At 65.9% G+C, this 26,428-nt stretch carries 26 protein-coding genes; 13 read left to right on the forward strand and 13 right to left on the reverse strand.

All coding sequences use genetic code 11. The annotated features are described in order from the left end of the window. Positions 1–483 precede the first annotated feature (483 nt). The 9 genes from lepA to nagZ are packed head-to-tail and all read left to right on the forward strand — an operon-like array spanning position 484 to position 8,524. Positions 484–2,292 (forward strand): translation elongation factor 4, encoded by a 1,809-nt coding sequence (gene lepA / locus HFL01S_RS16260; protein ID WP_066260554.1) that lies wholly within the window; start codon positions 484–486, stop codon positions 2,290–2,292. 11 nt (positions 2,293–2,303) lie between these two features. Further along, positions 2,304–3,272, forward strand: coding sequence for a signal peptidase I (gene lepB / locus HFL01S_RS16265; RefSeq protein WP_066260616.1), 969 nt, complete (start codon positions 2,304–2,306; stop codon positions 3,270–3,272). Between the two features lie 26 nt (positions 3,273–3,298). Then, positions 3,299–3,646, forward strand: a complete 348-nt coding sequence (locus HFL01S_RS16270) for a DUF4845 domain-containing protein (RefSeq protein WP_066260555.1) — start codon at positions 3,299–3,301, stop codon at positions 3,644–3,646. Positions 3,647–3,692: 46 nt separating this feature from the next. Beyond that, positions 3,693–4,385, forward strand: a complete 693-nt coding sequence (gene rnc, locus HFL01S_RS16275; protein WP_439648605.1) for a ribonuclease III — start codon at positions 3,693–3,695, stop codon at positions 4,383–4,385. Between the two features lie 39 nt (positions 4,386–4,424). Next, positions 4,425–5,456, forward strand: coding sequence for a GTPase Era (era, locus tag HFL01S_RS16280; protein WP_084383396.1), 1,032 nt, complete (start codon positions 4,425–4,427; stop codon positions 5,454–5,456). Between the two features lie 6 nt (positions 5,457–5,462). Beyond that, positions 5,463–6,263: a DNA repair protein RecO gene (recO, locus tag HFL01S_RS16285; RefSeq protein WP_066260559.1), complete on the forward strand. Its 801-nt coding sequence runs from the start codon at positions 5,463–5,465 to the stop codon at positions 6,261–6,263. A 2-nt stretch (positions 6,264–6,265) separates the two neighbouring features. Next, positions 6,266–7,042, forward strand: a complete 777-nt coding sequence (locus HFL01S_RS16290; RefSeq protein WP_174525250.1) for a pyridoxine 5'-phosphate synthase — start codon at positions 6,266–6,268, stop codon at positions 7,040–7,042. Then, positions 7,039–7,431 (forward strand): holo-ACP synthase, encoded by a 393-nt coding sequence (gene acpS, locus HFL01S_RS16295; protein WP_066260562.1) that lies wholly within the window; start codon positions 7,039–7,041, stop codon positions 7,429–7,431. Before HFL01S_RS16290 ends, acpS begins: the two co-directional genes overlap by 4 nt. A 1-nt stretch (position 7,432) precedes the next feature. Beyond that, positions 7,433–8,524: a beta-N-acetylhexosaminidase gene (gene nagZ / locus HFL01S_RS16300; RefSeq protein WP_066260563.1), complete on the forward strand. Its 1,092-nt coding sequence runs from the start codon at positions 7,433–7,435 to the stop codon at positions 8,522–8,524. Here nagZ and HFL01S_RS16305 read toward each other — a convergent pair whose 3' ends face one another. The 9 genes from HFL01S_RS16305 to HFL01S_RS16345 all read right to left on the reverse strand — a co-directional run bounded on the left by HFL01S_RS16305 (position 8,525) and on the right by HFL01S_RS16345 (position 18,318). Next, a complete protein-coding gene (locus tag HFL01S_RS16305; protein WP_066260564.1) occupies positions 8,525–9,184 on the reverse strand; it encodes an LON peptidase substrate-binding domain-containing protein in 660 nt (219 codons plus the stop codon). Continuing rightward, a complete protein-coding gene (gene accD / locus HFL01S_RS16310; protein WP_066260565.1) occupies positions 9,181–10,059 on the reverse strand; it encodes an acetyl-CoA carboxylase, carboxyltransferase subunit beta in 879 nt (292 codons plus the stop codon). Before accD ends, HFL01S_RS16305 begins: the two co-directional genes overlap by 4 nt. Before the next feature lie 52 nt (positions 10,060–10,111). Beyond that, on the reverse strand, positions 10,112–10,921 hold the full coding sequence (trpA, locus tag HFL01S_RS16315) for a tryptophan synthase subunit alpha (RefSeq protein ID WP_066260567.1): 810 nt from the start codon (positions 10,919–10,921) through the stop codon (positions 10,112–10,114). Continuing rightward, positions 10,918–12,210 carry a tryptophan synthase subunit beta gene (gene trpB, locus HFL01S_RS16320; protein WP_066260568.1) on the reverse strand — a complete coding sequence of 431 codons (1,293 nt, stop codon included), beginning with the start codon at positions 12,208–12,210 and terminating at the stop codon, positions 10,918–10,920. The genes trpA and trpB overlap by 4 nt, the downstream gene beginning before the upstream one ends. Before the next feature lie 42 nt (positions 12,211–12,252). Continuing rightward, positions 12,253–12,927 carry a phosphoribosylanthranilate isomerase gene (locus tag HFL01S_RS16325; RefSeq protein ID WP_066260569.1) on the reverse strand — a complete coding sequence of 225 codons (675 nt, stop codon included), beginning with the start codon at positions 12,925–12,927 and terminating at the stop codon, positions 12,253–12,255. Positions 12,928–12,932: 5 nt separating this feature from the next. Next, complete coding sequence (gene truA, locus HFL01S_RS16330; RefSeq protein ID WP_066260571.1) at positions 12,933–13,730, reverse strand: tRNA pseudouridine(38-40) synthase TruA; 798 nt, start codon at positions 13,728–13,730, stop codon at positions 12,933–12,935. Between the two features lie 47 nt (positions 13,731–13,777). Further along, positions 13,778–16,312, reverse strand: a complete 2,535-nt coding sequence (locus HFL01S_RS16335; protein WP_157538909.1) for a FimV/HubP family polar landmark protein — start codon at positions 16,310–16,312, stop codon at positions 13,778–13,780. 314 nt (positions 16,313–16,626) lie between these two features. Continuing rightward, entirely contained in the window at positions 16,627–17,757 is a 1,131-nt protein-coding gene (gene asd, locus HFL01S_RS16340) for an aspartate-semialdehyde dehydrogenase (RefSeq protein WP_066260575.1), read from the reverse strand. Between the two features lie 243 nt (positions 17,758–18,000). Continuing rightward, complete coding sequence (locus HFL01S_RS16345; protein ID WP_066260576.1) at positions 18,001–18,318, reverse strand: DUF2322 family protein; 318 nt, start codon at positions 18,316–18,318, stop codon at positions 18,001–18,003. A 43-nt stretch (positions 18,319–18,361) separates the two neighbouring features. Here HFL01S_RS16345 and HFL01S_RS16350 point away from each other — a divergent pair, with 43 nt between their 5' ends. Then, positions 18,362–19,300, forward strand: a complete 939-nt coding sequence (locus HFL01S_RS16350; protein ID WP_066260617.1) for a M14 family metallopeptidase — start codon at positions 18,362–18,364, stop codon at positions 19,298–19,300. Here HFL01S_RS16350 and HFL01S_RS16355 read toward each other — a convergent pair. Further along, positions 19,297–19,794: a hypothetical protein gene (locus HFL01S_RS16355; RefSeq protein WP_084383397.1), complete on the reverse strand. Its 498-nt coding sequence runs from the start codon at positions 19,792–19,794 to the stop codon at positions 19,297–19,299. The two genes, HFL01S_RS16350 and HFL01S_RS16355, sit on opposite strands and share 4 nt — an antisense overlap. Before the next feature lie 364 nt (positions 19,795–20,158). Here HFL01S_RS16355 and HFL01S_RS16360 point away from each other — a divergent pair, with 364 nt between their 5' ends. After that, on the forward strand, positions 20,159–21,118 hold the full coding sequence (locus tag HFL01S_RS16360) for a chemotaxis protein (protein ID WP_066260582.1): 960 nt from the start codon (positions 20,159–20,161) through the stop codon (positions 21,116–21,118). An 18-nt stretch (positions 21,119–21,136) separates the two neighbouring features. Here HFL01S_RS16360 and HFL01S_RS16365 read toward each other — a convergent pair whose 3' ends face one another. After that, entirely contained in the window at positions 21,137–22,684 is a 1,548-nt protein-coding gene (locus tag HFL01S_RS16365; RefSeq protein ID WP_066260583.1) for a sensor histidine kinase, read from the reverse strand. A 129-nt stretch (positions 22,685–22,813) separates the two neighbouring features. Here HFL01S_RS16365 and yghU point away from each other — a divergent pair, with 129 nt between their 5' ends. Next, positions 22,814–23,638 (forward strand): glutathione-dependent disulfide-bond oxidoreductase, encoded by an 825-nt coding sequence (yghU, locus tag HFL01S_RS16370; protein WP_066260586.1) that lies wholly within the window; start codon positions 22,814–22,816, stop codon positions 23,636–23,638. A 28-nt stretch (positions 23,639–23,666) separates the two neighbouring features. Here the strand turns inward: yghU and HFL01S_RS16375 are convergent, their stop codons facing one another. Beyond that, on the reverse strand, positions 23,667–24,071 hold the full coding sequence (locus HFL01S_RS16375) for a hypothetical protein (RefSeq protein ID WP_066260587.1): 405 nt from the start codon (positions 24,069–24,071) through the stop codon (positions 23,667–23,669). Positions 24,072–24,211: 140 nt separating this feature from the next. Then, positions 24,212–24,535, reverse strand: a complete 324-nt coding sequence (locus HFL01S_RS16380; RefSeq protein ID WP_066260588.1) for a hypothetical protein — start codon at positions 24,533–24,535, stop codon at positions 24,212–24,214. Between the two features lie 134 nt (positions 24,536–24,669). On the opposite strand from HFL01S_RS16380, the gene HFL01S_RS16385 reads away from it, so the two are divergent. Continuing rightward, a complete protein-coding gene (locus tag HFL01S_RS16385; protein ID WP_066260590.1) occupies positions 24,670–26,409 on the forward strand; it encodes a T6SS phospholipase effector Tle1-like catalytic domain-containing protein in 1,740 nt (579 codons plus the stop codon). Positions 26,410–26,428: the final 19 nt, after the last annotated feature.

The raw sequence follows: 26,428 nt of genomic DNA on the forward strand, positions 1-26,428 counted from the left end.
TAAACCCTTGATCCCGCTTGGTTTTAAGGGCTTGTTCCGGAAGTTGGTTGTTTTGCCACAGGGTGCCCACTATCGATCTGGGTTTTCCGTTTGAGTCAAAAGTTTGTGACCACTCACAACCCTGAGGTGCAAGTTGACTGATTTCGATAAAATCGGGGCTCCAAGACCTTGATTGCAGTGTCGAACAATGTTCAGCGTTCACTATGTGAGAGCGCTCCTGAGTTGTTCTTGCTTGCTCCACAGGTGGCTCACAACATGTTCATTTTTGCTGTGGGAAATCTGTGAATAAGTCTCCCGTTGCTGCGTTGCAACAGGCGGTGGAGGGTGGTTTCGGGCTGTGCAGCCGGGGCTTTTTGCCTACAATGAAATCCCAACTATCGCAGTTGCCATTGATTGTTGGTTACGGGCGCGTCACCAGTTGACGCGCCCTTTTTTATGGCCTCCCAGAGAGTGGCGAGGCTTGGTTTCCCGGCTGGTTTTCCGATGCACCACATCCGCAATTTTTCGATCATCGCGCACATCGACCATGGCAAGTCCACGCTGGCCGACCGCATCATCTCCCGCTGTGGCGGCCTGTCTGATCGCGAGATGAGCGAGCAGGTGCTCGACTCCATGGACATCGAGAAAGAGCGCGGCATCACCATCAAGGCACAGACCGCTGCGCTGCAATACAAGGCGCGCGACGGCAAGGTCTACAACCTCAACCTGATCGACACGCCCGGGCACGTGGACTTCTCCTATGAAGTCAGTCGCTCGCTGTCGGCCTGCGAAGGTGCGCTGCTGGTGGTGGACGCCAGCCAGGGCGTGGAAGCGCAGACGGTCGCCAACTGCTACACCGCACTCGACCTGGGTGTGGAGGTGGTGCCGGTGCTCAACAAGATGGATCTGCCCAATGCCGATCCGGACAACGCCAAGGCCGAGATCGAGGACGTGATCGGCATCGACGCGACGGATGCGATTCCCTGCTCGGCCAAGACCGGCATGGGCGTGGAAGACATCCTGGAAGCCGTGGTCGCGCGCATCCCTCACCCCAAGGGCAACCCTGACGCGCCGCTGCGCGCCATGATCGTGGACAGCTGGTTCGACACCTATGTGGGTGTGGTGATGCTGGCGCGCGTGGTCGATGGTCGTTTGCGCAAGGGCGAGCGCTTCAAGATGATGGCGACCAACACGGTCTACAACGCCGACAACCTGGGTGTGTTCACGCCGGCCAACCAGCCGCGCGAATCGCTGGAGGCGGGTGAGGTCGGCTACATCATCGCCGGCATCAAGGAACTGCAGGCGGCCAAGGTGGGTGACACCATCACGCTGGAAAAGAAACTGCCCAACAACATGGGGCCAGCCGAGCAGGCACTGCCCGGCTTCAAGGAAGTGCAGCCGCAGGTGTTTGCCGGCCTGTACCCGACCGAGGCCAGCGAGTACGACGCGCTGCGCGATGCGCTGGAAAAGCTCAAGCTCAACGATGCCGCGCTGCATTACGAACCCGAGGTGTCGCAGGCGCTGGGCTTTGGCTTCCGTTGCGGCTTCCTGGGCCTGCTGCACATGGAGATCGTGCAGGAACGCCTGGAGCGCGAGTTCGACCAGGACCTGATCACCACCGCGCCCAGCGTGGTGTACCAGGTGGTCAAGCCCGACGGCGAAGTCATCATGGTGGAGAACCCGTCCAAGATGCCGGACCAGGGGCGCATCGAAGAGATCCGCGAACCCATCGTGACCGTGCACCTGTACATGCCACAGGAATACGTGGGCGCGGTCATGACGCTGGCCAACCAGAAGCGCGGCATGCAGCTGAACATGGCCTACCATGGCAAGCAGGTCATGCTGACCTACGACATGCCGCTGGGCGAGATCGTGCTGGACTTCTTCGACAAGCTCAAATCGGTCAGCCGCGGCTACGCGTCGATGGACTACGAGTTCAAGGAGTACCGCGCCTCTGACGTGGTGAAAGTCGACATCCTGCTCAACGGCGAGAAGGTCGATGCGCTGTCCATCATCGTGCACCGCTCGCAGTCGCAATACCGCGGCCGCGCGGTGGCCGCCAAGATGCGCGAGATCATCAGCCGCCAGCAGTTCGACGTGGCCATCCAGGCAGCCATTGGTGGCAACGTGATCGCACGCGAGACCATCAAGGCGCTGCGCAAGAACGTGCTGGCAAAATGTTACGGCGGTGATATCACCCGCAAACGCAAGCTCCTCGAAAAACAGAAGGCAGGCAAGAAGCGCATGAAACAGATCGGCTCGGTCGAAGTGCCCCAGGAGGCCTTTCTCGCCATCCTGCAGGTGGAGGAGTGATGCAGCAGACCATGAGCGCGATCACCGGGGTGATCCTGGCGGCTTTCGGTGCCTATGCGGCGGCATTCTTCTTTGGCGCCATCGAGGGCAACTTTGCGCTGCTGCTTTTTCTGGCCACGGCGGTCACGGGCGTTTACTGGCTGGCCGAGAAGTTCTATTTCTTCCCGAAGCGCAGGCGGGACGCCGAGCGCCTGGTGTCGACGCGCAACGAGCGCGCGGCTGAACTGGCTCGGCAGGGTTTTGCACAGTCCTCGGACGAAGAGTTGTCGATGGCGCGTCACAAGCTGTTGGCGCAACCCTGGTGGCTGGACTGGACCGCAGGCCTGTTCCCGGTGATCCTGGCGGTGTTTGTTCTGCGGAGCTTTCTGTTCGAACCGTTCAAGATCCCGTCGGGCTCGATGATTCCGACACTTCAGGTCGGGGACTTGATTCTGGTGAACAAGTTTCACTACGGCGTGAGGCTGCCGGTGATCAACGCCAAGGTGATTGCCAACAACGAACCGCAACGTGGCGACGTCGTGGTGTTTCGCTATCCGCCGCAACCAAGCCTGGACTACATCAAACGGGTGATTGGCGTGCCAGGCGATGAGGTGGCGTATCTGAACAAGCGCCTGACGGTCAACGGCCAGCCCGTGCCCCGCATCAACCAGCCCGACTATTTTGATGGCGAGCAGATGCGCTACACCAAGCAGTTCGGCGAGGAGCTGGGTGGTCGGCGCTACAACACCCTCAACGACGACATGCGGCCGCCGTTCGTGTCGCCCATCACGGATTTTGCGTTCCGTGAAAATTGTCGCTATCCGGCCGAAGGCGTCGTGTGCAAAGTACCCCCTGGGCACTATTTCATGATGGGCGACAATCGGGACAACTCGCTCGATTCGCGTTTCTGGGGTTTTGTCCCAGAGTCCAACATCGTCGGCAAGGCCTTCTTTGTCTGGATGAATTTCGGCGATTTCGGGCGGATCGGTTCGTTCGAGTAAGACACGCAACTACTGGAGGTGGGGTGATGAAGCAGAGACAGCGGCAACGCGGCCTGACGTTTTTCGGGTTGTTGTTCGTGGGCATTTTGCTGGCCTTCGCTGGTGTGGTGGTCGCCCAGGTTGTGCCCACCTACATCGAATACATGGCGGTGCAGAAAGCAGTGAAGAAAGCAGCAGACGGCTCGACCGTTGCCGAGGTTCGCTCACTGTTCGACAAGGCGGCTCAGATTGATGACATCACCACCATCTCCGGCAAGGACCTGGAGATCGGCAAGCAGGGTGACAAGGTGGTGGTGTCGTTCGACTACGTGCGTGAAATTCCGCTGGCTGGCCCTGCCTACCTGGTGATGAAGTACAGCGGATCATCCCAATGAGCTCGAGTGGCCGCCAGGCGGGGGGCGCACGCGTTTGAGCCAGGAATTGACGGCGCTGCAAAAGCGCCTGGGACATGTTTTTTCCAGTCCGCGCCTGCTTGAACGCGCGTTGACGCACCGCAGTTTCTCGGCGGACCACAACGAGCGGCTGGAGTTTCTGGGCGACTCGGTGCTGAGTCTGGCGGTGTCCGGGCTGCTGTTCGAAAAACTCAGCCAGCTGCCCGAAGGTGACCTCTCGCGCGTGCGGGCCAACCTGGTCAAGCAGGACACGTTGCATCAGATCGCGACGCGCCTGGGTCTTTCGCCCTGTTTGCGGCTGGGCGATGGCGAGAAGCGGTCCGGAGGACACAAGCGCCCCTCCATCCTCGCGGACGCCCTGGAGGCCCTGATCGGGGCGGTGTATCTGGACGCCGGTTTCGAGACGGCGTCCGTGCTGGTGCGGCGCCTGTATGGTGATGTCGAGCTCAGCGCCCAGATGGGGGCCATGGGCAAGGACCCCAAAACCGATTTGCAGGAGTGGTTGCAGGCGCGCAAGATGCAACTGCCTCAGTACCGGGTGGTGGCCACCTTGGGCGAGGCGCATCGACAGACTTTCGATGTCGAGTGCACGGTGTCGGAGGCCGGTCGAAGCGAGCGCGGCATCGGTGCGTCGCGCCGGGCCGGAGAGCAAGCAGCAGCGGCCGCGATGCTGACGTTTTTGCGGGACGCCGAACCCGCACCCACCAAGGCGGGCGGCTGACGATCTCGGCGCTTGGCCGGTTTCTGTCCGGATGCATTCATGAGCAAATCCTCCCGTCCTTCCACTGGCGCCCCTGCGGCCCCTGTTCCCACCGACGCTTCGCTTGAGGCCATGCTGGCCAAGGCCCTGCACAAGACGCCTGCAGAGGCCGTCGCAGACCCCGCACAGGAGCCCGAACCTGTGGAGCCGGAGCAGCAGCACTGTGGCTATGTGGCCATCGTTGGCAAGCCCAACGTGGGTAAGTCCACGCTGCTCAATGCGCTGGTGGGGCAGAAGATCAGCATCACCTCGCGCAAGGCGCAGACCACGCGGCACCGCATCACGGGCTACCGCACCGTGGGTCCGAACCAGTTCGTGTTTGTCGACACGCCAGGGTTCCAGACGCGGCACGGTAATGCGCTGAACCGCGCGCTCAACAAGACGGTTCTCGGCGCGGTGGCCGATGTCGACCTGATCCTGTTTGTTGTCGAGGCGGGGCATTTCCATCCGGCGGACGCCAAGGTGATGGAACTGCTGCCCTCGAACGTGCCCGTGGTGTTGCTGGCCAACAAGTTCGATCTGGTGCACCGGCGGGGCGAGCTGGCCCCCTGGCTCAAGTCCATGCAGGAGAAGCACCCGTTTGCCGAGTTCGTGCCGATGTCTGCCAAGAACGCCCGGGACGTTGAGCGCCTGTTCGCGATTTGCGCCAAGTACCTTCCGCAGCAGGCCTGGATGCATGATCCCGAGGAGCTGACCGACCGCAGCGAGCGGTTCATGGCCGCCGAGATGGTGCGCGAGAAGCTGTTCCGACTGACTGGCGATGAACTGCCCTACACGTCGACCGTGGTGATCGACAAGTTCGAGGAAGAGGGTGGGCTCAAGCGCGTCGCGGCCACCATCGTGGTCGAGCGCGAGGGGCACAAAGGCATGGTGATCGGCGAGAAGGGCGAGAAGCTCAAGCGCATCGGTACCGAGGCCCGACAGGAACTCGAAAAGATTTGGGACTGCAAGGTGTTCCTGGAGCTGTGGGTCAAGGTCCGCTCTGGCTGGGCCGACGACGACGCGCGCGTCCGTTCGTTCGGTTACGAGTGACGGGTCATGGCCACGCGCCGGACTTCTGAAGAACCCGCATTCGTCCTGCACCGCTATGACTGGAGCGAGTCCAGTCTCATCCTGGAAGTCTTCACCCGCCACCACGGGCGCATCGCCCTGGTGGCCAAGGGTGTCAAGAAGCCGACCTCGCAATTCCGTCCCGTGCTGCTGCCACTGCAGCCCCTGGCGCTGAGCTGGGGAGGCGACGCCGAGGTGCGCACGCTCAAGGCGGCGCAGTGGCAGGGTGGGCACGTCATGCCCACCGGCGATGCGCTGCTCTCGGGCAGCTACCTCAACGAGCTGCTGATGCGCCTGCTGGCGCGCGATGATCCACACCCCAGTCTGTTCGACCACTACGCGCTGGCGGTGCAACTGCTGGCCGAGCGGTCCGATGCGCAGCAGCTGATTTTGCGGGCGTTCGAACTGCTTCTGTTGCGCGACACCGGACTGCTGCCCGACCTGTCCTGTGAAGGCAGCACGCTGGCGCCTCTGCAGGACGGCGCGTCCTATGTGCTCGGCGCCGAGTCGGGGCTGCGCGTGGCGCACGGCGACGATGTGCACTCGCTCGAAGCCAGCCAGTGGCGTTCGCTGCAGAGCGCTCTGGACGACCGCGACCCGCTGATCGCCAGTCTTCGCGCCTGTGCGGGCTGCCAGCAGAGTCTGCAGCCTCAGCTGCGCGCTCTGCTGCACTACCATAGCGGCGTCCGGGTGTTCCGGACCCGCCAGCTGATGCTGGACGTCCAATCCCTGGTCCGGCCCAAAGTGGCTCCCGAACCGGGTGCTTCTTCCGGTTCCACGCCGTCCTGACCATGGCCCACGCTGCTCTCCATCCGACCGCGCTGTCGGTCAATCTCAACAAGGTCGCACTGGTGCGCAACACGCGCCACCTGGGCATTCCGTCCGTCACCCGCGCGGCCACCCTGTGTCTCGAAGCAGGTGCGCGGGGCATCACGGTGCACCCTCGACCGGACGAGCGCCACATCCGCCGCCACGATGTGTTCGATCTCGCCGAGCTGATGCAGGAATGGCCCGACCGCGAATACAACATCGAAGGCAATCCGTTTCACAACCTCATGGATGTCGCGCGCGAGGTCCGGGCGCGCGGTTTGCCGCTGCACCAGCTGACCTTCGTGCCCGACAGCGAAGGTCAGTTCACCAGCGACCACGGCTGGAGCTTTCCGCAGGACGCCGATCGCCTGCGACCCGTGATCGCACAGGCGCAGGCCCTGGGCGCTCGCGTGAGCCTGTTCATGGACCCGGAGCCTGCGCAGATGGCAGCGGCCCGGGCCGTGGGGGTCGACCGCGTGGAGCTCTACACCGAGCCCTACGCCGCCGCCTGGCACACGCCCGATCGCACACACCAGTTGGAGCGCTACCGCTCTGCCGCGCAGGCGGCGCTGGACGCAGGGCTGGGTGTGAACGCCGGCCACGACCTCAACCGCGAGAACCTCACCGTGTTTCTCAGCACGGTGCCGGGCGTGGCCGAGGTGTCGATCGGTCACGCGCTCATCGCCGACGCGCTGGAGCTGGGTTACGCCGCCACCGTGACCGACTACAACCGCTGCATCGCCGACGCGTTCCGATGATCTTCGGCATCGGCACCGACGTCTGCGATATCCGGCGCATCGAAGCGACCTTCGAGCGCCAGGGTGAGCGCTTCGTGCAGAAGGTACTCGGCGATGAGGAGCTGGCGATCTGGCAGCGCCGCAGCGAACGCTGGCCCGGGCGCGGGCTGCGTTACCTGGCGACCCGGTTTTCCGCCAAGGAGGCGTTCTCAAAGGCCATCGGCCTGGGCATGCGCATGCCCATGACCTGGCGGGCCTGCGAAATCCTCAACATGCCCAGCGGCCAGCCGGTGATCGTGCTGCATGGCACGCTGAAAACCTGGTTCGAGGCCCAGGGCCTGCGCGCTCACGTGACCGTGACCGACGAGACCGACTACGCCGCGAGCTTCGTGGTGGTGGAGAGAGACTGACATGCACACACACGCCCCGTTGATCATCGACGTCGCCGGGTTCGAGCTGACCGACACCGACCGCCAGCGCCTGGCGCACCCCCTGGTCGGCGGGATCATCCTCTTCGGCCGCAACTGGCAAAGCCGGGAGCAGCTCACAGCGCTGTGCACCCAGGTCAAGGTGGTGCGAGAGGACCTGCTGATCGCGGTCGACCACGAGGGTGGCCGCGTGCAGCGTTTCCGCACCGACGGATTCACCCACCTGCCCCCTATGGCGGCGTTCGGACAGCTGTGGCTCTCGGCCCCGGCGCGGGGCGAAGGCGAGGGGGGGCCTGCGATGCGGGCGACCAACGCAGCCACCGCCGCCGGCTACGTGCTCGGAGCCGAACTGCGCGCCTGCGGTGTCGACCTGAGCTTCACGCCGGTGCTCGATCTGGACCACGGCGAAAGCTCCGTGATCGGCGACCGCTCGTTCGGCCGCGACCCGCGCATGGTGGCGGTGCTGGCACAGGCGCTGATGCACGGCCTGCGCACCAGTGGCATGGGCAACTGCGGCAAACACTTCCCGGGTCATGGCTTTGTGAAAGCCGATTCGCACCTGGCCATTCCCGTCGACCGGCGCAGCCTCAAGGCCATCCTGGCCGACGATGCGGCGCCCTACGGCTGGCTCTCGGCCAGCCTGGACGCGGTGATGCCGGCGCATGTGATCTACCCGAAGGTGGACAGCCGGCCTGCGGGCTTTTCGGCACGCTGGCTGCAGGAGGTGCTGCGGCACCGCCTGGGGTTCACCGGTGCGATCTTCAGCGACGATCTGAGCATGGAGGCCGCGCGCCACATCGACGGGCGGGGTGTGAGCTTCACCGAGGCGGCGCTGGCGGCGCTCGGCGCCGGGGGCGACATGGTGCTGCTGTGCAACCAGAGCGTGGTGGACGGCGGCGCACCCATCGATGAAGCGATCGAGGCTTTGTCCAAGGCACTGGTGCAAGGAGAATGGGTCCCCAGCCCCGCCAGCGAAGAGCGTCGGCAGGCCCTGCTGCCGCAGGGCCCTGCCATGGACTGGGACCGCCTGATGGTCAGCGCGCGCTACATGCAGGCGCTGTCGCTGATCCCCTGACTAACGCTCGACGCCGAGCTTGTCCAGCAGATCCGAAATCAGCTCCAGCCGCAGCATCGGGTTGTCCAGCGCCATCAACCGTTGTTTGAGTTCGGCCGGTGCGGGCAGCAGTTCGGCCCAGCGGTTGGCGACCCAGCCGCTGTCGTCCCACTGGTAGGGCGGCTGCAGCGGCAGCTCGTTCATCGATCCGGGTTCGCGCTCGCGCAGATTGGCCAGTACGCGTTGCAGGGCGTCCCGCGTGCTGCGCAGGTGTTCCGGGACCGCCACGACCCGCTCGGGCTCGTCCAGCCGCACGTCGGCCACCCACAATCCGTGGGGCAGGCGATGGCTGGCGGTGATGTGGAAGCGCTGCTGGCCACGGCAGTGGATGAGCATCAGGCCCGCTTGCGGGTGCTCGACCTGCTCAATGCGGGCGACGGTGCCGGCCTGATGAAACGCCTCGTGCGCAAAGCCGTCGGGGGAAGCTGGGTCGGCGCGCCGCACCTCGCTGCCTTCGCTGAGGCACACCACGCCGAAGGGGGCACCCGCCGTGTGGCAGCGCTTGATCATGTCCAGGTAGCGCACCTCGAAGATGCGCAGCGGCATCCAGCCGCCGGGAAACAGAACGGTCTGCAGCGGAAACAGCGGCAGCTGGTTCAGCGTCAGCGGCGCTTCGCTCAATCCGGCACCACCGCGTCGGCGCTCTGGCGCTGCAGCATGGCCAGGGTGCTGGCCACGGTGCGGCGCAGCTCGCGGCGGTCGCAGATGAAGTCCACCGCGCCCTTGGTCTGCAGGAACTCGGCGCGCTGGAAGCCTTCGGGCAGCTTCACACGCACGGTGTTTTCGATCACGCGCGGGCCGGCAAAACCGATCAGCGCCTTGGGCTCGGCGATCACCACATCGCCCACGAAGGCGAAGCCGGCGCTTACGCCACCCATGGTCGGGTCGGTCAGCACGCTGATGTAGGGCAGGTTCTTCTTGGCCAGGCGGGTGAGCGCCGCGTTGGTCTTGGCCATCTGCATCAGCGACAGCAGGCCTTCCTGCATGCGCGCGCCGCCGGTGGCGGTGAAGCAGACGAAGGGCACCTTCTGGGCAATGGCTTCCTCGACGCCGCGCACGAAACGCTCTCCGACCACCGAGCCCATGGAGCCGCCCATGAAGTCGAACTCGAAGCAGACGACGACCAGGCTGATGCCCTGCACCGCACCACCCATGACGATGAGTGCGTCGGTCTCGCCCGTGGTCTCCAGGGCTTCCTTCAGGCGCTCGGGGTACTTGCGGCTGTCCTTGAACTTCAGCGCGTCGACCGGCAGCACTTCCTGCGCCAGCTCGTAGCGGCCCTCGGCATCCAGGAAGGCGTTCAGCCGCGCGCGGGCGCCGATGCGGTGGTGGTGGCTGCAGTGCGGGCAGACGTTCTGGTTCTTCTCGAGATCTGTCTTGTAGAGCACGGCCTCGCAGCTGGGGCACTTGATCCACAGACCTTCGGGCACGCTGCGGCGCTCGGCCGGGTCGGTGTGCGTGATCTTGGGCGGCAGCAGTTTTTCAAGCCAGGACATCGGAAACTCCTAACGATGGGCCGGACTCTGGGGCCGGCTTAAAGATGGCGGATTATGCGTCCAGCGCTTTCCGGATGGTGCGCAGGAAATGCGCTGCCACGGGAACGACTTTTTCGAACGGTTCATCTTCGATCAGCTGGATGATCTTGCTGCCGATCACCACCGCGTCGGCCGTCTTGCCGATGGCCTTGGCGGTCTCGGCGTCGCGGATGCCGAAGCCCACGCCGACGGGGATGCTCACGTGCGCGCGGATGCGCGGCAACATGGCCTCGACCTGGCCCACGTCCAGTGTGCCGGCGCCGGTCACGCCCTTGAGCGAGACGTAGTAGACATAGCCACTGGCCACGCGCGCCACCTGCGCCATGCGCTCGTCGGTGCTGGTGGGCGCCAGCAGGAAGATCAGGTCCATGTTCGCGGCGCGCAGCGCGGCAGCGAAGTCTTCGCATTCTTCGGGCGGGTAGTCCACGACCAGCACACCGTCCACACCGGCGGCCGAGGCGTCGCGCACGAAGCTGCATGCGCCGTGCTTCTGGTCGTAGCGCTCGATGGGGTTGGCATAGCCCATCAGCACCACCGGCGTGCGGTCGTTCTCCTTGCGGAACTCGCGCACCATGGCGATGACCTGTGCAAGGCCGATGCCCAGGGCCAGCGCACGGTCGCCCGCTTTCTGGATCACGGGGCCGTCGGCCGACGGGTCGGAGAACGGGACGCCCAGTTCGATGATGTCGGCGCCACCCTCGACCATGCCGTGCATCAGCTTGGGCGTAATGTCGGCGTAGGGGAAGCCCGCGGTGACGAAGGGGATCAGGGCCTTGCGGTTCTGTGCTTTCAGATCGGCCAGGGTTTTTTCGATGCGGCTCATTTGGACACCTTCACAACGGATTCGGCGCCGCCCTTGACGGACTGGCCGCGGCAGCTGGGGCGGCAGTAGAAGTCGGCGTTGGACAGGTCGGCCACGGTGCCGATGTCCTTGTCGCCGCGGCCGGAGAGGTTGACCAGCACCGATTGCGTGGGCTTCATGGTCTTGGCCAGCTTCATGGCGTAGGCCACGGCGTGGCTGGATTCCAGCGCGGGGATGATGCCCTCGGTGCGGCACAGGTAGTGGAAGGCTTCCAGGGCTTCCTTGTCGGTGATGCCAACGTACTCGGCGCGGCCTATGTCCTTGAGGAAGGCGTGCTCGGGGCCGACACCGGGATAGTCCAGACCGGCGCTCACGCTGTGCGTCTCGGTGACCTGGCCGTTGTCGTCCTGCAGCACATAGGTGCGGTTGCCGTGCAGCACGCCGGGGCTGCCCTTCTGCAGCGAGGCCGAGTGTTTGCCGCTGTCCAGGCCTTCGCCCGCGGCTTCGACGCCGACCAGGCGTGTGCCGGCGTGGTTGATGTAGGGGTGGAAGATGCCCATGGCGTTGCTACCGCCGCCCACGCAGGCGACCACGGCGTCGGGCTGCTCGCCTTCGCAACCCGCCTCTTTCAACATCTGCGGCATCTGCACCAGGCATTCGTTGCCGATCACGCTCTGGAAGTCGCGCACCATCATCGGGTAAGGGTGCGGGCCGGCCACCGTGCCGATGATGTAGAAGGTGTTGTCCACGTTGGCGACCCAGTCGCGCATGGCTTCGTTGAGCGCGTCCTTGAGCGTCTTGCTGCCCGATTCGACCGGCACCACGGTGGCACCCAGCAGCTTCATGCGGTAGACGTTGGGGCTCTGGCGCTTGACGTCTTCACTGCCCATGTAGACCACGCATTCCAGGCCGTAGCGGGCGCAGATGGTGGCGGTGGCCACACCGTGCTGCCCGGCGCCGGTCTCGGCGATCACGCGCGGCTTGCCCATGCGCTTGGCGAGCATGGCCTGGCCGATCACGTTGTTGATCTTGTGCGCGCCGGTGTGGTTGAGGTCTTCGCGCTTGAGGAAGATCTGCGCGCCGCCGACCTCGCGGCTCATGCGCTCGGCGTGGTAGACCGGGCTGGGCCGGCCGACGAAGTGGGCCAGTTCCTTGCGGAACTCGGCCAGGAAATCGGGGTCGTGTTGGTACTGGGCGTACGCGGCCTTGAGCTCGTTGATGGCGTGGGTGAGCGTCTCGCTCACGAAGCTGCCGCCGTAGATGCCGAAATGGCCGCGGGCGTCGGGTTGCTGGTAGGTGCTGGTGTCCATGTGGGGTGTCTCGTTGCTGGGCCCGAGCCACCCGAGGATGGGTCAGCTGGGGCAGGGGTGTTGCGCATCGGCCGCGCGCACGGCGGCCACGAAGGCGAGCATCTTGTCGGGGTCCTTGATGCCTTTGGCGGCTTCGACCCCGGAGCTCACGTCAACGGCCCAGGGCCGCACGCGGTTGATGCCATCGGTCACGTTTGCAGGCGTGAGTCCACCAGACAAAACGAGGCGAGAGCTGGCGTTTAGTAGCGGATGTGACCAAGGGAAAGCGTTCCAGTCGAAGGATTGACCGCCGCCGCCATAACCCTCTACGTGGGCGTCAAGCAGGATGGCCTGCGCGGCAGCGAAATCGGTCGCGTATTTTAGGAGATCAAAGCCCGCGCCGGCCGGGCCGGGGGGAATGCGCGCAGCGCGGATGAAGGGGCGTCCAGCGGCGGCGCAATCGGCCGGCGTCTCGTCGCCGTGGAACTGGAGCAGGGCGTTGGGCACGGCGGTCACGCCCTGTGCGATGAACTCGGGGCTGGCATTGACGAACAGCAGCACCGGGGTGATGAAGGGCGGCAGCCGGCGGGCCAGTTCACCCGCCCGTTCCGGACTGACAAAGCGTGGGCTCTGCGGGTAAAGCACAAAGCCGATGGCGTCGGCGCCTGCTTGGACGGCGGCGTCCACGTCGGTCTCGCGCGTGAGGCCACAGATCTTGATGCGGGTGCGTTGGGGCATGGGGCTCAGGGCAACCAGTCGAAGGCGGGTGTGCGGTCCGGGATGTTCCAGGACGGATCGTAGACCGGACCCAGGAAATACAAGCCGTCGGGTGCAAAGGTGGGCGCGGCGGCATCGCGGCTTTTCGCTGTCAGTACCTCGGCCATCCACGACGGCGGACGGTTCCCGGTCCCGACAGCTATCAGGCAGCCCATGATGTTGCGGATCATGTGGTGCAGGAAGGCCGAAGCCTCGAACTCGAAGCGCCAGTAGGCCCCGCGGCGTGCAATCTGGATGCGGCGCATGTCCTTGACCGGGCTGTGCGCCTGACATGCCGAGGCGCGGAACGAGGTGAAGTCGTGTTCGCCGATCAGGTGCTGTGCGGCGATCTGCATGGCTTGCTGATCCAGAGGGCGGAACACCCAGCCCACCTGCCCGTTGTCCACGCTTGGGCGCACCGCAGACTCCAGCAGCACATAGGCGTAGCGCCGGCCGGTGGCACTGGCGCGGGCGTGGAAGCCCGGAGGAACCGTCCGGGCCCACTGCACGGCGATGTCGGGTGGCAGGAAACTGTTGGTGCCGCGCACCCAGGCGTTTTCCGGGCGCGCCAGTGGGCTGTCGAAATGCACCACCTGGTTCAGGCCATGCACACCAGCGTCGGTACGGCCGGCGCACAAGGTATTCACCGCGGGCACATCCAGAAAGCGGGCCAGGGCCCTTTCGAGCTTGTCCTGAATGGTGTGACCACTGGGCTGGCTTTGCCAGCCGTCATAGTTCCGGCCGTTGTAGGACACGCCCAATGCGATGCGCCCACCAGCCGGCAGCAGGGCCGGTGTGGGCGCGTCGGGAGGCGGGGCAGAGGGGTCGGGGATCAGGAGAGGTCTGCCAGGAAGGCACTGGCCTTGGTCTTGAGAGAGCCCGATGCTTCTGCCAGCACCTCTTCGGCCAGGGAGCGCGCGCCTTCCAGATCACCAATGGCTCTGAACTCCTCCGCCAGCGAGAGCTTGGTTTCCAGCGGGCTTTCTGCGCCCAGCTCGTTGCCGGCCAGCGGGTCGCCCGCCTCCGGTTTGCCATTGAGGTCGAGGCTCAGGTCGCCCAGATCAAAGGACATCAGTTCCGGAGAGGCAGGTGCCGCTGGGGGCGCACTCGCCGGCGCCGCGATGTCGAAGTCGGGCAGGACTTCCGCATCGTCGAAGGTCGGCTGTTCAGCCGCAGGCGTCGAGGTCAGCGGCATGGGGTCCGACGGGAAGTCGAGATCGAAATCCATGGGGCGCGATGCCGGGTCGGCCAGTTTGGCGGGCTCTGACGTTAGGGCATCGGTCTGGGACAGATCGTCCATCGCCGACACCGGAGCGTCGGCCTTGCCGTTGGCTGCAGCCAGCGGCGAGCGCGAGGACACTTCCATGAAGTCCAGATCGAGATCCAGGTCGCCCGCGTCTCCCGATTTGGCGTTGTCTCCCAGTGTGCTGCTGCCAAACGGGATGGTGGCGCCGGTAGCCATCGGCACGGCCGCGCCGGGTTTGACCGCAGGGCTTCCTCCGGGTTGGTACAGCGGGTTGGAAGGATCCAGCTCCTTGCCCAGTTCGCAAGCGTGCTCCCACTCCGGCCCCTGGCCTTGCGTGAGTGCATAGGCTTCCGTGGCGACCACTTCGAAAGCCTTCGAGTCGCGGCGCTTGGCGTATATCTCGAGCAGCTTGTTGTGAATGGCCACCCTGGTGGGAGCGCTGCGCATGGCTTCTTTGAGGATCTCCTCGGCTTGCAGGTCTCTGCCGTAGGCAAGGTAGACGTCGGCCTCCGCCACGGGGTCCACATCACCGGCGGCGTCCAGCTGACTGGGCGAATACACCATGGACGACCCGGACGCGGTGGCTTCGTTGGTGTCGATGCGCTGACCCCCGCTGGAGCCAAAGAACGAGTCGGGCTGCAGGCGGCTCTCCAGGAAAGAGCTGTCAACGCCGTTGCCTTTCTTTTTCTGGCGTGTGCGGTAAAACGCGAAGCCCCCGAGCAATGCCAGCAGGGCGGCAGCGCCAGGCAGCACCATGGGGTTTTCCATCAGCTGGTCGACGAACGAAGCCTCTTCGACGGGTGCAGGGGCAGGCGCCGGACGTGGCTTTGGTGCAGGAGCTGGGGCGGGTGCCGGAGGGGGGGCTGGTGGCTCCGCGGCAGCGGGTGCCGGGGTCGCTGGTGCAGGCTCTGCTGCCGGGGCCGGCTCTGCAGGTGCAGGTGCAGGTGCAGCAGGCGCGGCGGCGGCAGGCGCAGGAGCACCCACCGGAAGAGACGGGGCCGGGGTGCTGGCCACGGGCTTGGCGGCCGGGGCCGCGGGCGCACCTGAGGTGGCGGCCGGTCCCAGCTTGGACAGCTCGTCGATGTTGCGGGAAAGCTCTGCCACCCGGGTCGACGCTTCCTTGGCTTGGCGTTCCTGGGCGATCTTGTCTTCCTTGGCGCCCTGGCCCGCAACCGCGCCCTTGGACAGCGTCAGCTTGTCCTGGGCCGACTGGGCCGGCTTCTTGTCTTCGACTTCGGTTTGCACCTTGCCGGAAGCCTGGCGGTCGGCCGCCGCCACCGGCGCTTCGGGGACAGCCCCCGCCAGCCGACGACGGAACTCGTTGAAGTCGCGGCTCTGGGCTGCCACGATGCGCTTCGCTTCTCCGGCAGACACGTCGATGGATGCTGCTTCGGTCGGCAGGCTCAGGATCGCGCCGGCTTTCATCCGGTTGACGTTGTTGCCGATGAACGCCTGCGGGTTGGCACGGAGCATGGCCACCAGCATCTGGTCCAGCGATGCGTTGGCGGGCAGGTTGGCCGCCGCGATACGGCCAGCGGTGTCACCAGCCTTGGTGGTGACCTGTTTGGAGGGACCGTCTGCGGAGGGCGATGCTGCCGGCTTGGCCGCAGCGGGGGCCGCTGCTGCGGGCTTGTCTGCCTTGGGTGCTGCGGCTGCCGATGGGGTGGCTGCGCGGTTCAGTGGGGCGGGTGCTTTGGCGGCATTGCTGCGAGCCGTTGGTGCCGGCGCTGCAGCGGCAGCGTTGAGTGGTGCTGGCGCTGCAGCCGTGTTCTTGGGCGGGTCCAGCAGCAGTGTGTATTCACGCACCAGCCGGCCGGACGCCCAGTTGGCCTCCAGCACCATGTCCAGGAATGGCTCGTTGACAGGGCGTGAGCCCACCACGCTCAGGTATGCACGGCCGTCCGCCCGGCGCTGCAGGGTGATCTGGAGTCCGGCGATGGCCGAACTCAGGTCCATGCCTGAGGACCTGAAGGCTTCTGGCGCTGCCAGACCGACGCGCAGGCTGGCGGCCTCTTCGGGCGTGATTTCGAGCACATCCACCTCGGCCCGCAAAGGCTCGCCCAACGAGGACTGGACCGCCGCGCGACCGAGCGCGAGAGCAAGCGCGTCATCGTGCTGCATGAGGCCGGCAGACAGCAGCGCAGCTGCTGCAACGGCATGTAACCGCGAAGTACCTCTGCGACCGATGCCCCCGAGGGTGGTCATGGTCCCGAACAAGGGGGTATGGCGGGTGGATTTGGGCACTTGAACCTCGACGTAAAAAACCGAGAATTGACCTTAACATCAACGCATTACGGTGACAAGCTGAGAATCCGCTTGAGTTTCCAGGGTGGCCTTTGGTCGGCCCGCGGGCGTTGTTCGCGTTGCGGCCTCACAACGACAAAGCCGGCGCAAAGGCCGGCTTTTTGTGATTGTAAGTAAGAAGTAGTGACGAATCAGGCGTCGAGCAGGATGCGCAGCATGCGGCGCAGCGGCTCGGCTGCGCCCCACAGGAGCTGGTCGCCGATGGTGAAGGCACCCACGTACTCGGGGCCCATAGCCAGTTTGCGGATGCGGCCGACCGGGATGGTCATCGTGCCGGTCACGGCCACGGGCGTCAGGTCCTTGATAGTCGCTTCCCGGGTGTTTGGCACGACCTTGGCCCAGGGGTTGTCGGCGGCGATCATGGCCTCGATGTCGGCCACCGGCACATCCTTCTTCAGCTTGAAGGTCAGGGCCTGGCTGTGGCAGCGCATGGCACCCACGCGCACGCAGAAGCCGTCGACCGGGATCGGCGCCGACCCGAAGCCTTCACCCATGCCCAGGATCTTGTTGGTCTCGGCCATGCCCTTCCATTCTTCCTTGGACATGCCGTTGCCCAGATCCTTGTCGATCCAGGGGATCAGGCTGCCGCCCAGCGGCACGCCGAAGTTGGCGGTCTCGGCGCCGCTCAGGCTGCGCTGCTTGGCGATGACCTTGCGGTCGATCTCCAGGATCGCGCTCTTGGGGTCGTCGAGCAGGGCTTTCACTTCGGCGTTGAGCGTGCCGTACTGCGTCAGCAGCTCGCGCATGTGCTGGGCGCCGCCGCCGGAGGCGGCCTGGTAGGTCTGGGTGGACATCCACTCGACCAGACCGGCCTTGTACAGCGCGCCCACGCCCATCAGCATGCAGGACACCGTGCAGTTACCGCCAATCCATTCCTTGCCGCCCTTGGCCAGGGCGTTCTTGATCACCGGCATGTTGACCGGGTCGAGAATGATGACAGCGTCCTTTTCCATGCGCAGGGCGGAGGCGGCGTCGATCCAGTGGCCGTTCCAGCCGGCGGCGCGCAGCTTGGGATAGACCTCGTTGGTGTAGTCGCCGCCCTGGGCGGTGATGATGATCTCGCAGCGCTTGAGGGCGTCGATGTTGTTCGCGTCCTGCAGCGTGGTTTCGTTCTTGGCCATCGCGGGGGCCTTGCCGCCAGCGTTGGAGGTGGAAAAGAACAGCGGCTCGATCAGGTCGAAGTCTTTTTCCTCGACCATGCGATCCATCAACACGGAGCCGACCATGCCACGCCAGCCGACCAGACCAACCAACTTGCTCATTGAGAATGCCCTTTCAAGTGAATAAACAGGTCCAGACCAGACCAACTTGCCCGGCTCGTCTGGCCGGGGAGGGCGCACGACGAACCAGGCTGGATCAGCCCTTAATGGTCGTGGTTTTGATGGAGATTGCGCGCGCAGCAACACCGGCCGTGGCGGCAGGTGCGGTGTTCAGGGAGAACGGGCTGGCGTCAAACATAGCCCGCGATTGTAGTTCAAGCCCCTTGACGCGAATCTGACCGCCGGTCAGGCGTTGTGCGGCCGCACCAGATAGATGGCGGCTCCCTGCGACCAGGCCAGCAGCCGGTCGATGTTGGGGTGCTTGCCAGGGTTCGCGATGGCGTCTGCGGTGTGCTCGCCATACCACTGCAGACCCAGCGCCGCGGCCGCAGGTGTGATGGTGCCGCCGTGTTCTTTGGCCAGCGCGTGGTAGATCGCCAGTGAGCCTGCCTGACCAGGCTGGTTGTGGATGCTCGCCACCAGGGCACCACCGGCGTCGAGCAGATCGAGCGACGCAAGGTGGGCGGCTGAAGGAAGGGATTTGAGACGTTCGGCAAAATTCATGGGCGCATTGTCACTGCACCACCGCAACACAGAAAGCCCGCCCATGACGTCCTCAGTGGTCACCACATCCTTCTATCCCATCGGAACGCCGGGCAGGCCCTGGGGCCCGGAAGAACGGGCCCTCTGGCGCTCGCGCCAGCGGCGCCAGCGCTCCCACCGCGACGACGTGGTGGCGGCGGTGGACCGGCTGCGCGATCATTTCGACGTGCAGAGCTATGGCGAGGTGGTTGCCGGCGATGAGCGCTTTCCGTTGCTGGCCGTTCGCAGCCCCGGGTGGCGCAATGACCTGCCGGTGGTCCTGGTCACTGGTGGTGTGCATGGCTACGAAACCAGCGGCGTTCATGGCGCCCTGCAGTTTCTGGCGCAGGATGCCGCGGCGTTCGACAACAGGGTCAACCTGCTGGTGTTGCCTTGCGTCAGCCCCTGGGCCTATGAGCGCGTCCAGCGCTGGAACCACGATGCCATTGACCCCAACCGCTCGTTCCGCGAACCGAGCCCGGCACCCGAGTCGGCGGCGCTGATGCGTCTGTTCGCGCCGTTCAAAGGGCAGTTCATCGCCCACATCGACCTGCACGAAACCACCGACAGCGACGAATCAGAGTTCCGGCCGGCGAAAGCGGCCCGCGACGGCGAAGCCTTCGAGCCTTGCACGATTCCGGACGGCTTCTATCTGGTGGACGACACCGACAACCCTCAACCCGGGTTCCAGCAGGCCATCATCGACGAGGTCTCCAGGGTCACGCACATCGCGTCCGCCGACGCGGCTGGCGGCATCATCGGCTCGCCCATGGTGGCGCCCGGCGTGATCCGCTATCCGTTGCGCGAGCTCGCGCTGTGCGCCAGCATCACGGGAGCGCGCTACACCACCACCACCGAGGTGTACCCGGACAGTCCGCGGGCAACACCGGCCCAATGCAATCTGGCGCAGACCGCGGCGGTGCGTGCGGCGATCAGCTTCGCACTTGCAAGCCGGGGTGTTTAGCCGTCGATCTCTACCGCTTCCACCTCGATCACCCCTTCGAACAAGTCGATGGCCGTGGCCGCCACCTGCGTGGTGTCGTAGTAGGCATACGCGCCCATGCCGACGGCGCCGATCACCGGAATCCAGCGCGCCACGCCCTTGCCCGCCGCTTTCTGGGCCAGCTTGGCGCCGACCCGGCGCGTGATCGTTCGGATCAGCACGGGCGAGGCGCGCCGCACCAGCGTGCGCTGGCCCACGCGGACCACCAGGTCGCGCACCCCCTGTGCCGCCGTGTGCTGGAACAGGCAGTACACCACCTGCTCGGGTGTGAGCGTGGCGTGTTTGCCGTAGATCGCCGCGATGTCGGCCACCAGCTGCCGCTGGATCTTCCAGACGCCCATCATCTCCGGCAGGATGGTCAGCCAGCCCACCACACCTGGCGGCAGCGCCAGCGCGCCTGCGGCCAGCGCGGCCTTGGCCGCCGCCGCGTTGGCCGCCTTGCGGGCATCGTCCATGGGGACGGGGCTTGTTGGCTCCCGGGAGGAGGGTACTTTTCCGACCAGCGAAAGAATGGCCTGACCGATCGGCGAGGCGTCTGGCGCGTCGGTGGTGCTCGCATCGATGGCTTTTCGTGTGTGTCGGGTCATGGCGTGTGGCGTTGTCAGGAATGGGCGATTGGCCGCAGGATGGCGGCTTCAGGGGGAGCCTGGGTCATTGTGTGCTGGCAGCGCCCTGGTGGGAAATCCGATCCGGGCTCGGCGTTTCTGGGTCATCGGGTGTGCTGCGCCGGGAACTGGCCGGTGTTCACCGCGCTGATCCGGACTTTGGTGCGGGCCGTTGCTTCGTATCCTGCAGGTGATCTTCCCATCGGAGTCCGCCATGAGCCTGAGCACCACGCTGCACGACGTCAATGAACGCGCGCAACTCACCAGCAACAACCAGTTCGAGCTGATGCTGTTCCGTCTGGGCGAGGCGCCTGACAGCGACCGCCGGGAACTGTTCGGCATCAACGTTTTCAAGGTGCGCGAGATCCTGGTCATGCCCAAGATCACGGGCATTGCCAACGCGCCACCGCAGGTGCTGGGCGTGGCCAACATCCGGGGCCAGATCATTCCGGTGATCGACCTGCCGGCCATGGTCGGCTGCACGCCCAAGCGGGGGCACAGCATCCTGATGGTCACCGAGTACGCCCGCACCACCCAAGCCTTTGCCGTGGAGGAGGTGGACGAGATCGTGCGGCTGGAGTGGAGCGATGTGCTGGCTGCGGAAGGCAATGGTGGCGATTTGGTGACCAGCATCGCCAAGCTGGCGGGCGAGAACGGCAGCACCCGCCTGGTGCAGGTGCTCGACGTGGAACAGATTCTGCGCAGCGTGATGCCCACCACTGGCGAGGACACCGCCCTCGACCCGGTGGGCGACCAGGTGGTCCTGCCTCCGGACTCCATCGTGCTGGCGGCCGACGATTCGCCGGTCGCACGCATGCTGATCGAACAGGGTCTGGGCTCCATGGGGGTGAACTTCGTCATGACCAAGACCGGGCAGGAGGCCTGGGACCGGCTGCAGTTGATCGACGAGGAGGCGCGCGCCGAGGGACGGTCGGCCACCGACCGGGTGGCCCTGGTGCTGACCGACCTGGAGATGCCGGTCATGGACGGCTTCACGCTCACGCGCAACATCAAGCAGGACCCACGCTTCAAGTCGATCCCGGTGGTCATCCACTCGTCGCTCACCGGTTCGACCAACGAGGCCCATGTGCAGTCCGTGGGCGCCGACGCCTATGTGGCCAAGTTCGTTGCTTCGGAGCTGGCTTCCGCCCTGCGGAAGGTGCTCGTGCACTGAGCCTGGGATCCGGGCGGTTCAGAGCCCCTGGGGCGCCTGGGCCTGCACGCAAGGCAGGCAGAAGCGGAAGAGTGCGCCCTGGCCGATTTCGGCCTGACCGCTGATTGAGCCACCGTGGCGCTGCAGGATGCGCTGCACGATCGCCAGTCCGATGCCCGTGCCATCGAACTCGTGCGGACGGTGCAGCCGCTGGAAGGGCTGGAACAACTGGTTGGCGTATTGCATGTCGAAGCCGGCACCGTTGTCCCGCAGCTCGAACCAGCACATGCCGCCGGTCTCGCCGCCGCCGCAGAGTTCGATCACCGCCACGCCGCGCTGAGCGGTGTACTTCCAGGCATTGCCCAGCAGGTTCTGCAGCACCAGCCGCACCAGTCCCGGATCGGCCTGCACCCACAACCCGGGCACGATGCGCCAGTCGGCCTGGCGGGTGACGTCGGCCCGTTGCAGTTCGTTCGCCACACCTTGCGCCATCGCACTCAGGTCCACCCGCTGCAGGTCCAGCTCGCCCCGGCTGTGCTGGGCCATGGACAGCAGGTCGGTGATCAGCGAGCCCATGCGGCCCGCATTGGACTGGATGCGCTGCAGCGACGTGCGCCCCTGCTCGCTGAGCTTCTCCGCCTCGGTCTCCAGCAGCAGTGTGGAAAAGCCCTGGATGCTGCGCAGCGGCGTGCGCAGGTCGTGCGACACCGAGTAGGTGAACGACTCCAGCTCCTTGTTGAGGTCCTGCAGTGCCCGCGTGCGCTCGGTCACCCGCTGGTCCAGCTCGGCGTTCAGGCGCTCCAGGGCCTGCTGGGCTTCGCGCAGCTCGGTGACGTCGGTGTAGGTGGTGACGAAGCCGCGGATCTGGCCGTCGATGCTCAGGGCACTGCCCACGATCTCCAGCGTGCGACCGTTGGGGCGCTGGCGGATCAGCCGGTGCGGCAGGAACTGGCGTGCCAGCGCGGCCGCCTCGGCCACCTTGGTTTCCACGTCCGCCTCGCCGTACTCGCCGCGCTGCGCGTTGCTGCGGGCCACATCCTCGAAGGTCACGCCCGGCTTCATCAGGCCCTGGGGCAGGTCCAGCAGCTGCTCGAAGCTGCGGTTCCACAGCCGGATCACGAGGTGCTCGTCGATCACCGTCACACCCTGCGGCAGCGCGTTGATCACCGCGTCCAGATACACCGCCAGCCGGCGGGCTTCCTGTTCGGTGCGCTTGCGCGCGGTGACGTCGGTGTAGATCGAGACGAAACCGCCGGTGGGCAGGGGCGTGCCGCGAATCTCGATCACGGTGCCGTCGGGCCGCTGGCGCTCGAACACATGCGGTTGCAGTGACCGGGCGCGATCACTCACCGCCCGTGCCTGCTGCTCGGGATCGCCAGGTCCGTACTCGCCCCGCCGCGCGTTGAACAGGGCAAAGTCGTACAGCGTGGGCATGCCGTGCGCGAACAGTTCGTCCGGGAAATCCAGCAGCGTGCGAACCTGCTGGTTGTAGGCCACCAGACGCTGGTCGGCATCGAACATCGTGACCCCGCTAGGCAGGTGGTCGATGATGCTTTGCAGAAGGGCGTGGTGCGGGGTGGACAGCATGGACCCGGATGTCTGGTCAGGCCGGTGGCGGTGTGGGCCGGAGCAGGCTATCACAGCGCTTGGGCACCTGCCACACCTCTTTGGGGTGTTGTCTGGGCAGGGTTTCTGCCGCTGCACTAGCATGGCCCCATGAGCACCCACACCCCCTACACCCCCCCCGCCGTCTGGACCTGGGACCAGGCCAACGGCGGCCAGTTCGCCAACATCAACCGCCCCATCGCCGGCCCCACGCACGACAAGGCCCTGCCGGTGGGCAAGCACCCGCTGCAGCTGTATTCGTTGGCCACGCCCAACGGCGTGAAGGTGACCGTGATGCTCGAAGAGCTGCTGGCCCTGGGCCACAGCGGCGCCGAATACGACGCCTGGCTGATCAAGATCAGCGAAGGCGACCAGTTCTCCAGCGGCTTCGTCGAGGTCAACCCCAATTCCAAGATTCCGGCCCTGCTGGACCGCAGCACCGAACCGCCGACGCGCGTGTTCGAGTCCGGTTCCATCCTGCTGTACCTGGCCGAAAAGTTCGGTGCCTTTCTGCCCAAGGCGCACGGGCCACGCACCGAGGCGCTGAACTGGCTGTTCTGGCAGATGGGCTCCGCGCCCTACCTGGGCGGCGGCTTCGGGCACTTCTACGCCTACGCACCCGAGAAGTTCGAGTACCCCATCAACCGCTTCGCCATGGAAACCAAGCGCCAGCTCGACGTGCTCAACCGCCACCTGGCCGCGCACACCTTCATGGCGGGTGACGAATACAGCATCGCCGACATCGCCATCTACCCCTGGTACGGCGCCCTGGTCGAGGGCAAGATCTACAACGCGGGCGAATTCCTCTCGGTGCACGAGTACACGCACGTGTTGCGCTGGGCACAGACCATCGGCGAACGTCCGGCCGTGCAGCGCGGCCGCCGCATCAACCGCGTGTGGGGCGACGAGGCGGGGCAGGTGCCCGAGCGGCACTGAGCCTGCCCTGTCGCCGGGTCTCCCGGGGTCATCGCGCTGTGTCGGGCTGCGTCGGCGCGGGCACGATCACCGTGAGCTCGCGCAACACCCCACCGCTGGCCACATCACCCTGCACACGGCCTTCGCCCCGGACCATGCGTTCGCACATGTCGCGTTCGGTGCCCACCGGGTGCACCTGGCAGCGCACCAGGGCGTTGCGGGTCAGGGTGGCGGCATCGGGTGTGGGCGCGCGCTGACCCTGTAGTGCCTCCTGGCGCACCGCCCCGGCTTCGCGCAGGCAGTCCTGACGTGCCACAGGATCGGTGCGCAACAGGCAGGCCTGGCGGTCGGCCTGGTATTGCGCCTGCACGGACGGCCGGTCGTCCGCGGCCACCGCGGGCATGAGAGAGCCACAGAGGGCGACAGAGAAAACGCTGCAGGCCAGTGCATTCATGGTGGGTCTCCTGTGATGATGAACCGATCCTGCCCAGCCCTGTGAAGGCTGTGCGTCCGACGACACCGGCAGCGCGTGTAGGACAGCGCCGCATCGCGTGACGGGGGCTGCGGCCTTTGCCGCACCCAGGAACGCGCCGCTCACGCCTGCCACACCCCGAATCCCGCCGAGCGCAGGTCGATGCCGATTTCGATCTCCCGCTCCACCGCGTCCTCGTAGCGCATGGGGTTGAAGCCCTCGTACAGATCGGGCAGCAGGCGCAGTCCGTACTTCATCACGTAGGCGTTGGCCTGGATGCCGGCCTTGTGCTTGTCGAAGCGCACGTCCGGGTCCAGCCCCGTCATGCCCACGTACACACAGGGCCTGCCTTCGACGTAGCCCGGGTTGCACTGGCGGAACCGGCGTTCCAGCAGCACGTCCGGGTGCAGTTCGATCACGTAGACATGGTGGTGGGGGCGGGGCATGCTTCGTCCGGTGGGCGCGCAAAGGTGTGACGCAGTGTAGGGGCCACGAGCTCGAACGTCCCTCCTGCGGAGGAGGTGCCCGCCGGCCCGCTGACACACACTGATGCCCCCACGGCTTGTGAAGGAGCAGACCCATGAACGCTTCAACGCCACGCCAGATCGTGCTCTGCTGCGACGGGACCAACAACAACCTCACTGGCGGCGAGAACGACACCAACGTCGTGCGGCTGTGCCAATTGCTCCGCACCCACGGCGATGAGCAGCAGCTGGTGTTCTACGACCCCGGCGTCGGCAACCCGGGCGAGCTGCCCGGCGCCACCGTGTGGGACAGCATCAACCGCTACGGCGAGCGGTTGGCCGGCCTGGCCTTCGGCCGCGGGGTCTACGAGAACATGGCCGAGTGCTACCAGTTCCTCATGTCGAGCTACCAGCCCGGCGACGAGCTCTACGTCTTCGGCTTTTCCCGCGGGGCCTTCACGGCGCGCAGCGTGGCGGGGCTGGTCAACATGTTCGGCATCCTGCAGCCGCACATGGTCTCGATGGTGCCGTCGCTGCTGCACGTCTACTTCTCGGACCGCGACAGCCGCGGCGAGAGCGCGCGCCGCATCGCCCGGCAGGCCACGCAGCTGTTCGCCGACCCCTTCGAACAGCACGTCAACATCCATTTCGTGGGCGTCTGGGACACGGTGGCGTCTGTCGGCATGCCGCCGTTTTCCAAGCAGTTCACCGCGCGCGCGGACGTGGGCGGCAAGCGCTTCCTGAATGTCCGGCAGGCGCTGGCGCTGGACGAGTACCGCGCCCAGTTCGCGCCCCGGCAGTATGTCGACCCCAACGGCCAGTACCGCTCCGACCGCGGCCTGCCCGTGTCGCTTAAACAGCTCTGGTTCTCCGGCGCCCACTGCGATGTGGGCGGCGGCTACACGCCCGACCGGCTGGCACTGGCCGACCGGGCCATGGGCTGGCTGGTGGGCGAAGCCGTGCAATGCGGCCTTCGCCTGAGTGCGGCAGACGGCCAGCCCATGACCGACCAGCAGGTGCTGCAAGCGCTGTACGCCGACCCGTCCAGCCCCAAACCGCTGGTGCCCGTGGCCCACAGTGAACTGCACCGCACCCCGCTGTGGGCCGTCACCGGCATGGCGGTGCGCACCCCGGGGCTGGTGGACGACGGCGCCGGTGGCCGGCAGACCATCCCCGCCGAAGAACACCCCAGCGTGCAGTCCCTTACCGTGGCCTTCCCGAAAGACACCGACTGGGCGCAGCCCCAGCCCTGGCTGCCCATCCTGGGCTGGTGCCTGGCCTTCCTGGTGCTGTACGGCGGCATCGGGCAGATGCTGCTCAAGGGCGAGTACTACGCGCAGCAGAACTTCTGGGCCGACCTGTGGCAGGCGCTCTCCAGCTACCCGGCGTTCCTGGCCACCAACCTGGACTTCGTGCGCTGGCAGATGCTGTGGTTTTACGAAGGCCTCACCGCCGTTGAGCGGGGCCAGATCTGGGAAGGTCTGATCACCGGTCTCCAGCAGGTGAACCTGTTCGGCTCACCGCGCTGGTCGCTGCTGTGGGACCTGGGGCTCATCGCGGCCTACGCCCAGGTGTTGTCGCGCTTCTGCGTGGCCGGGTTTGCGCGCGGTGCCGGGTTGCGGCGCGTCGGGCAGCCCGTTTCGCGCTGGCTCAACCGTCTGGGCTGGGCGCTGCCGCTGATGGTGTTTGCCGATGTGGGTGAAAACCTGTTCACCTGGCTCACCATCACGCTGACCCACAGCGAGTACTTCTTTGTCGCGGCGATCACCGGCGCGCTGATGTCGCTGCTGGCGTTGCTGAAGTGGCTGGGGCTGGTGGGGGTGGTGTGGCTGGTGTTGTGGCCGGGCAGGGCGTGAGGGCGGGGCGCAGGGTGGA

This window comes from Hydrogenophaga flava NBRC 102514 (genome assembly GCF_001571145.1).
GTDB classification, from domain to species: Bacteria; Pseudomonadota; Gammaproteobacteria; order Burkholderiales; family Burkholderiaceae_C; genus Hydrogenophaga; species Hydrogenophaga flava.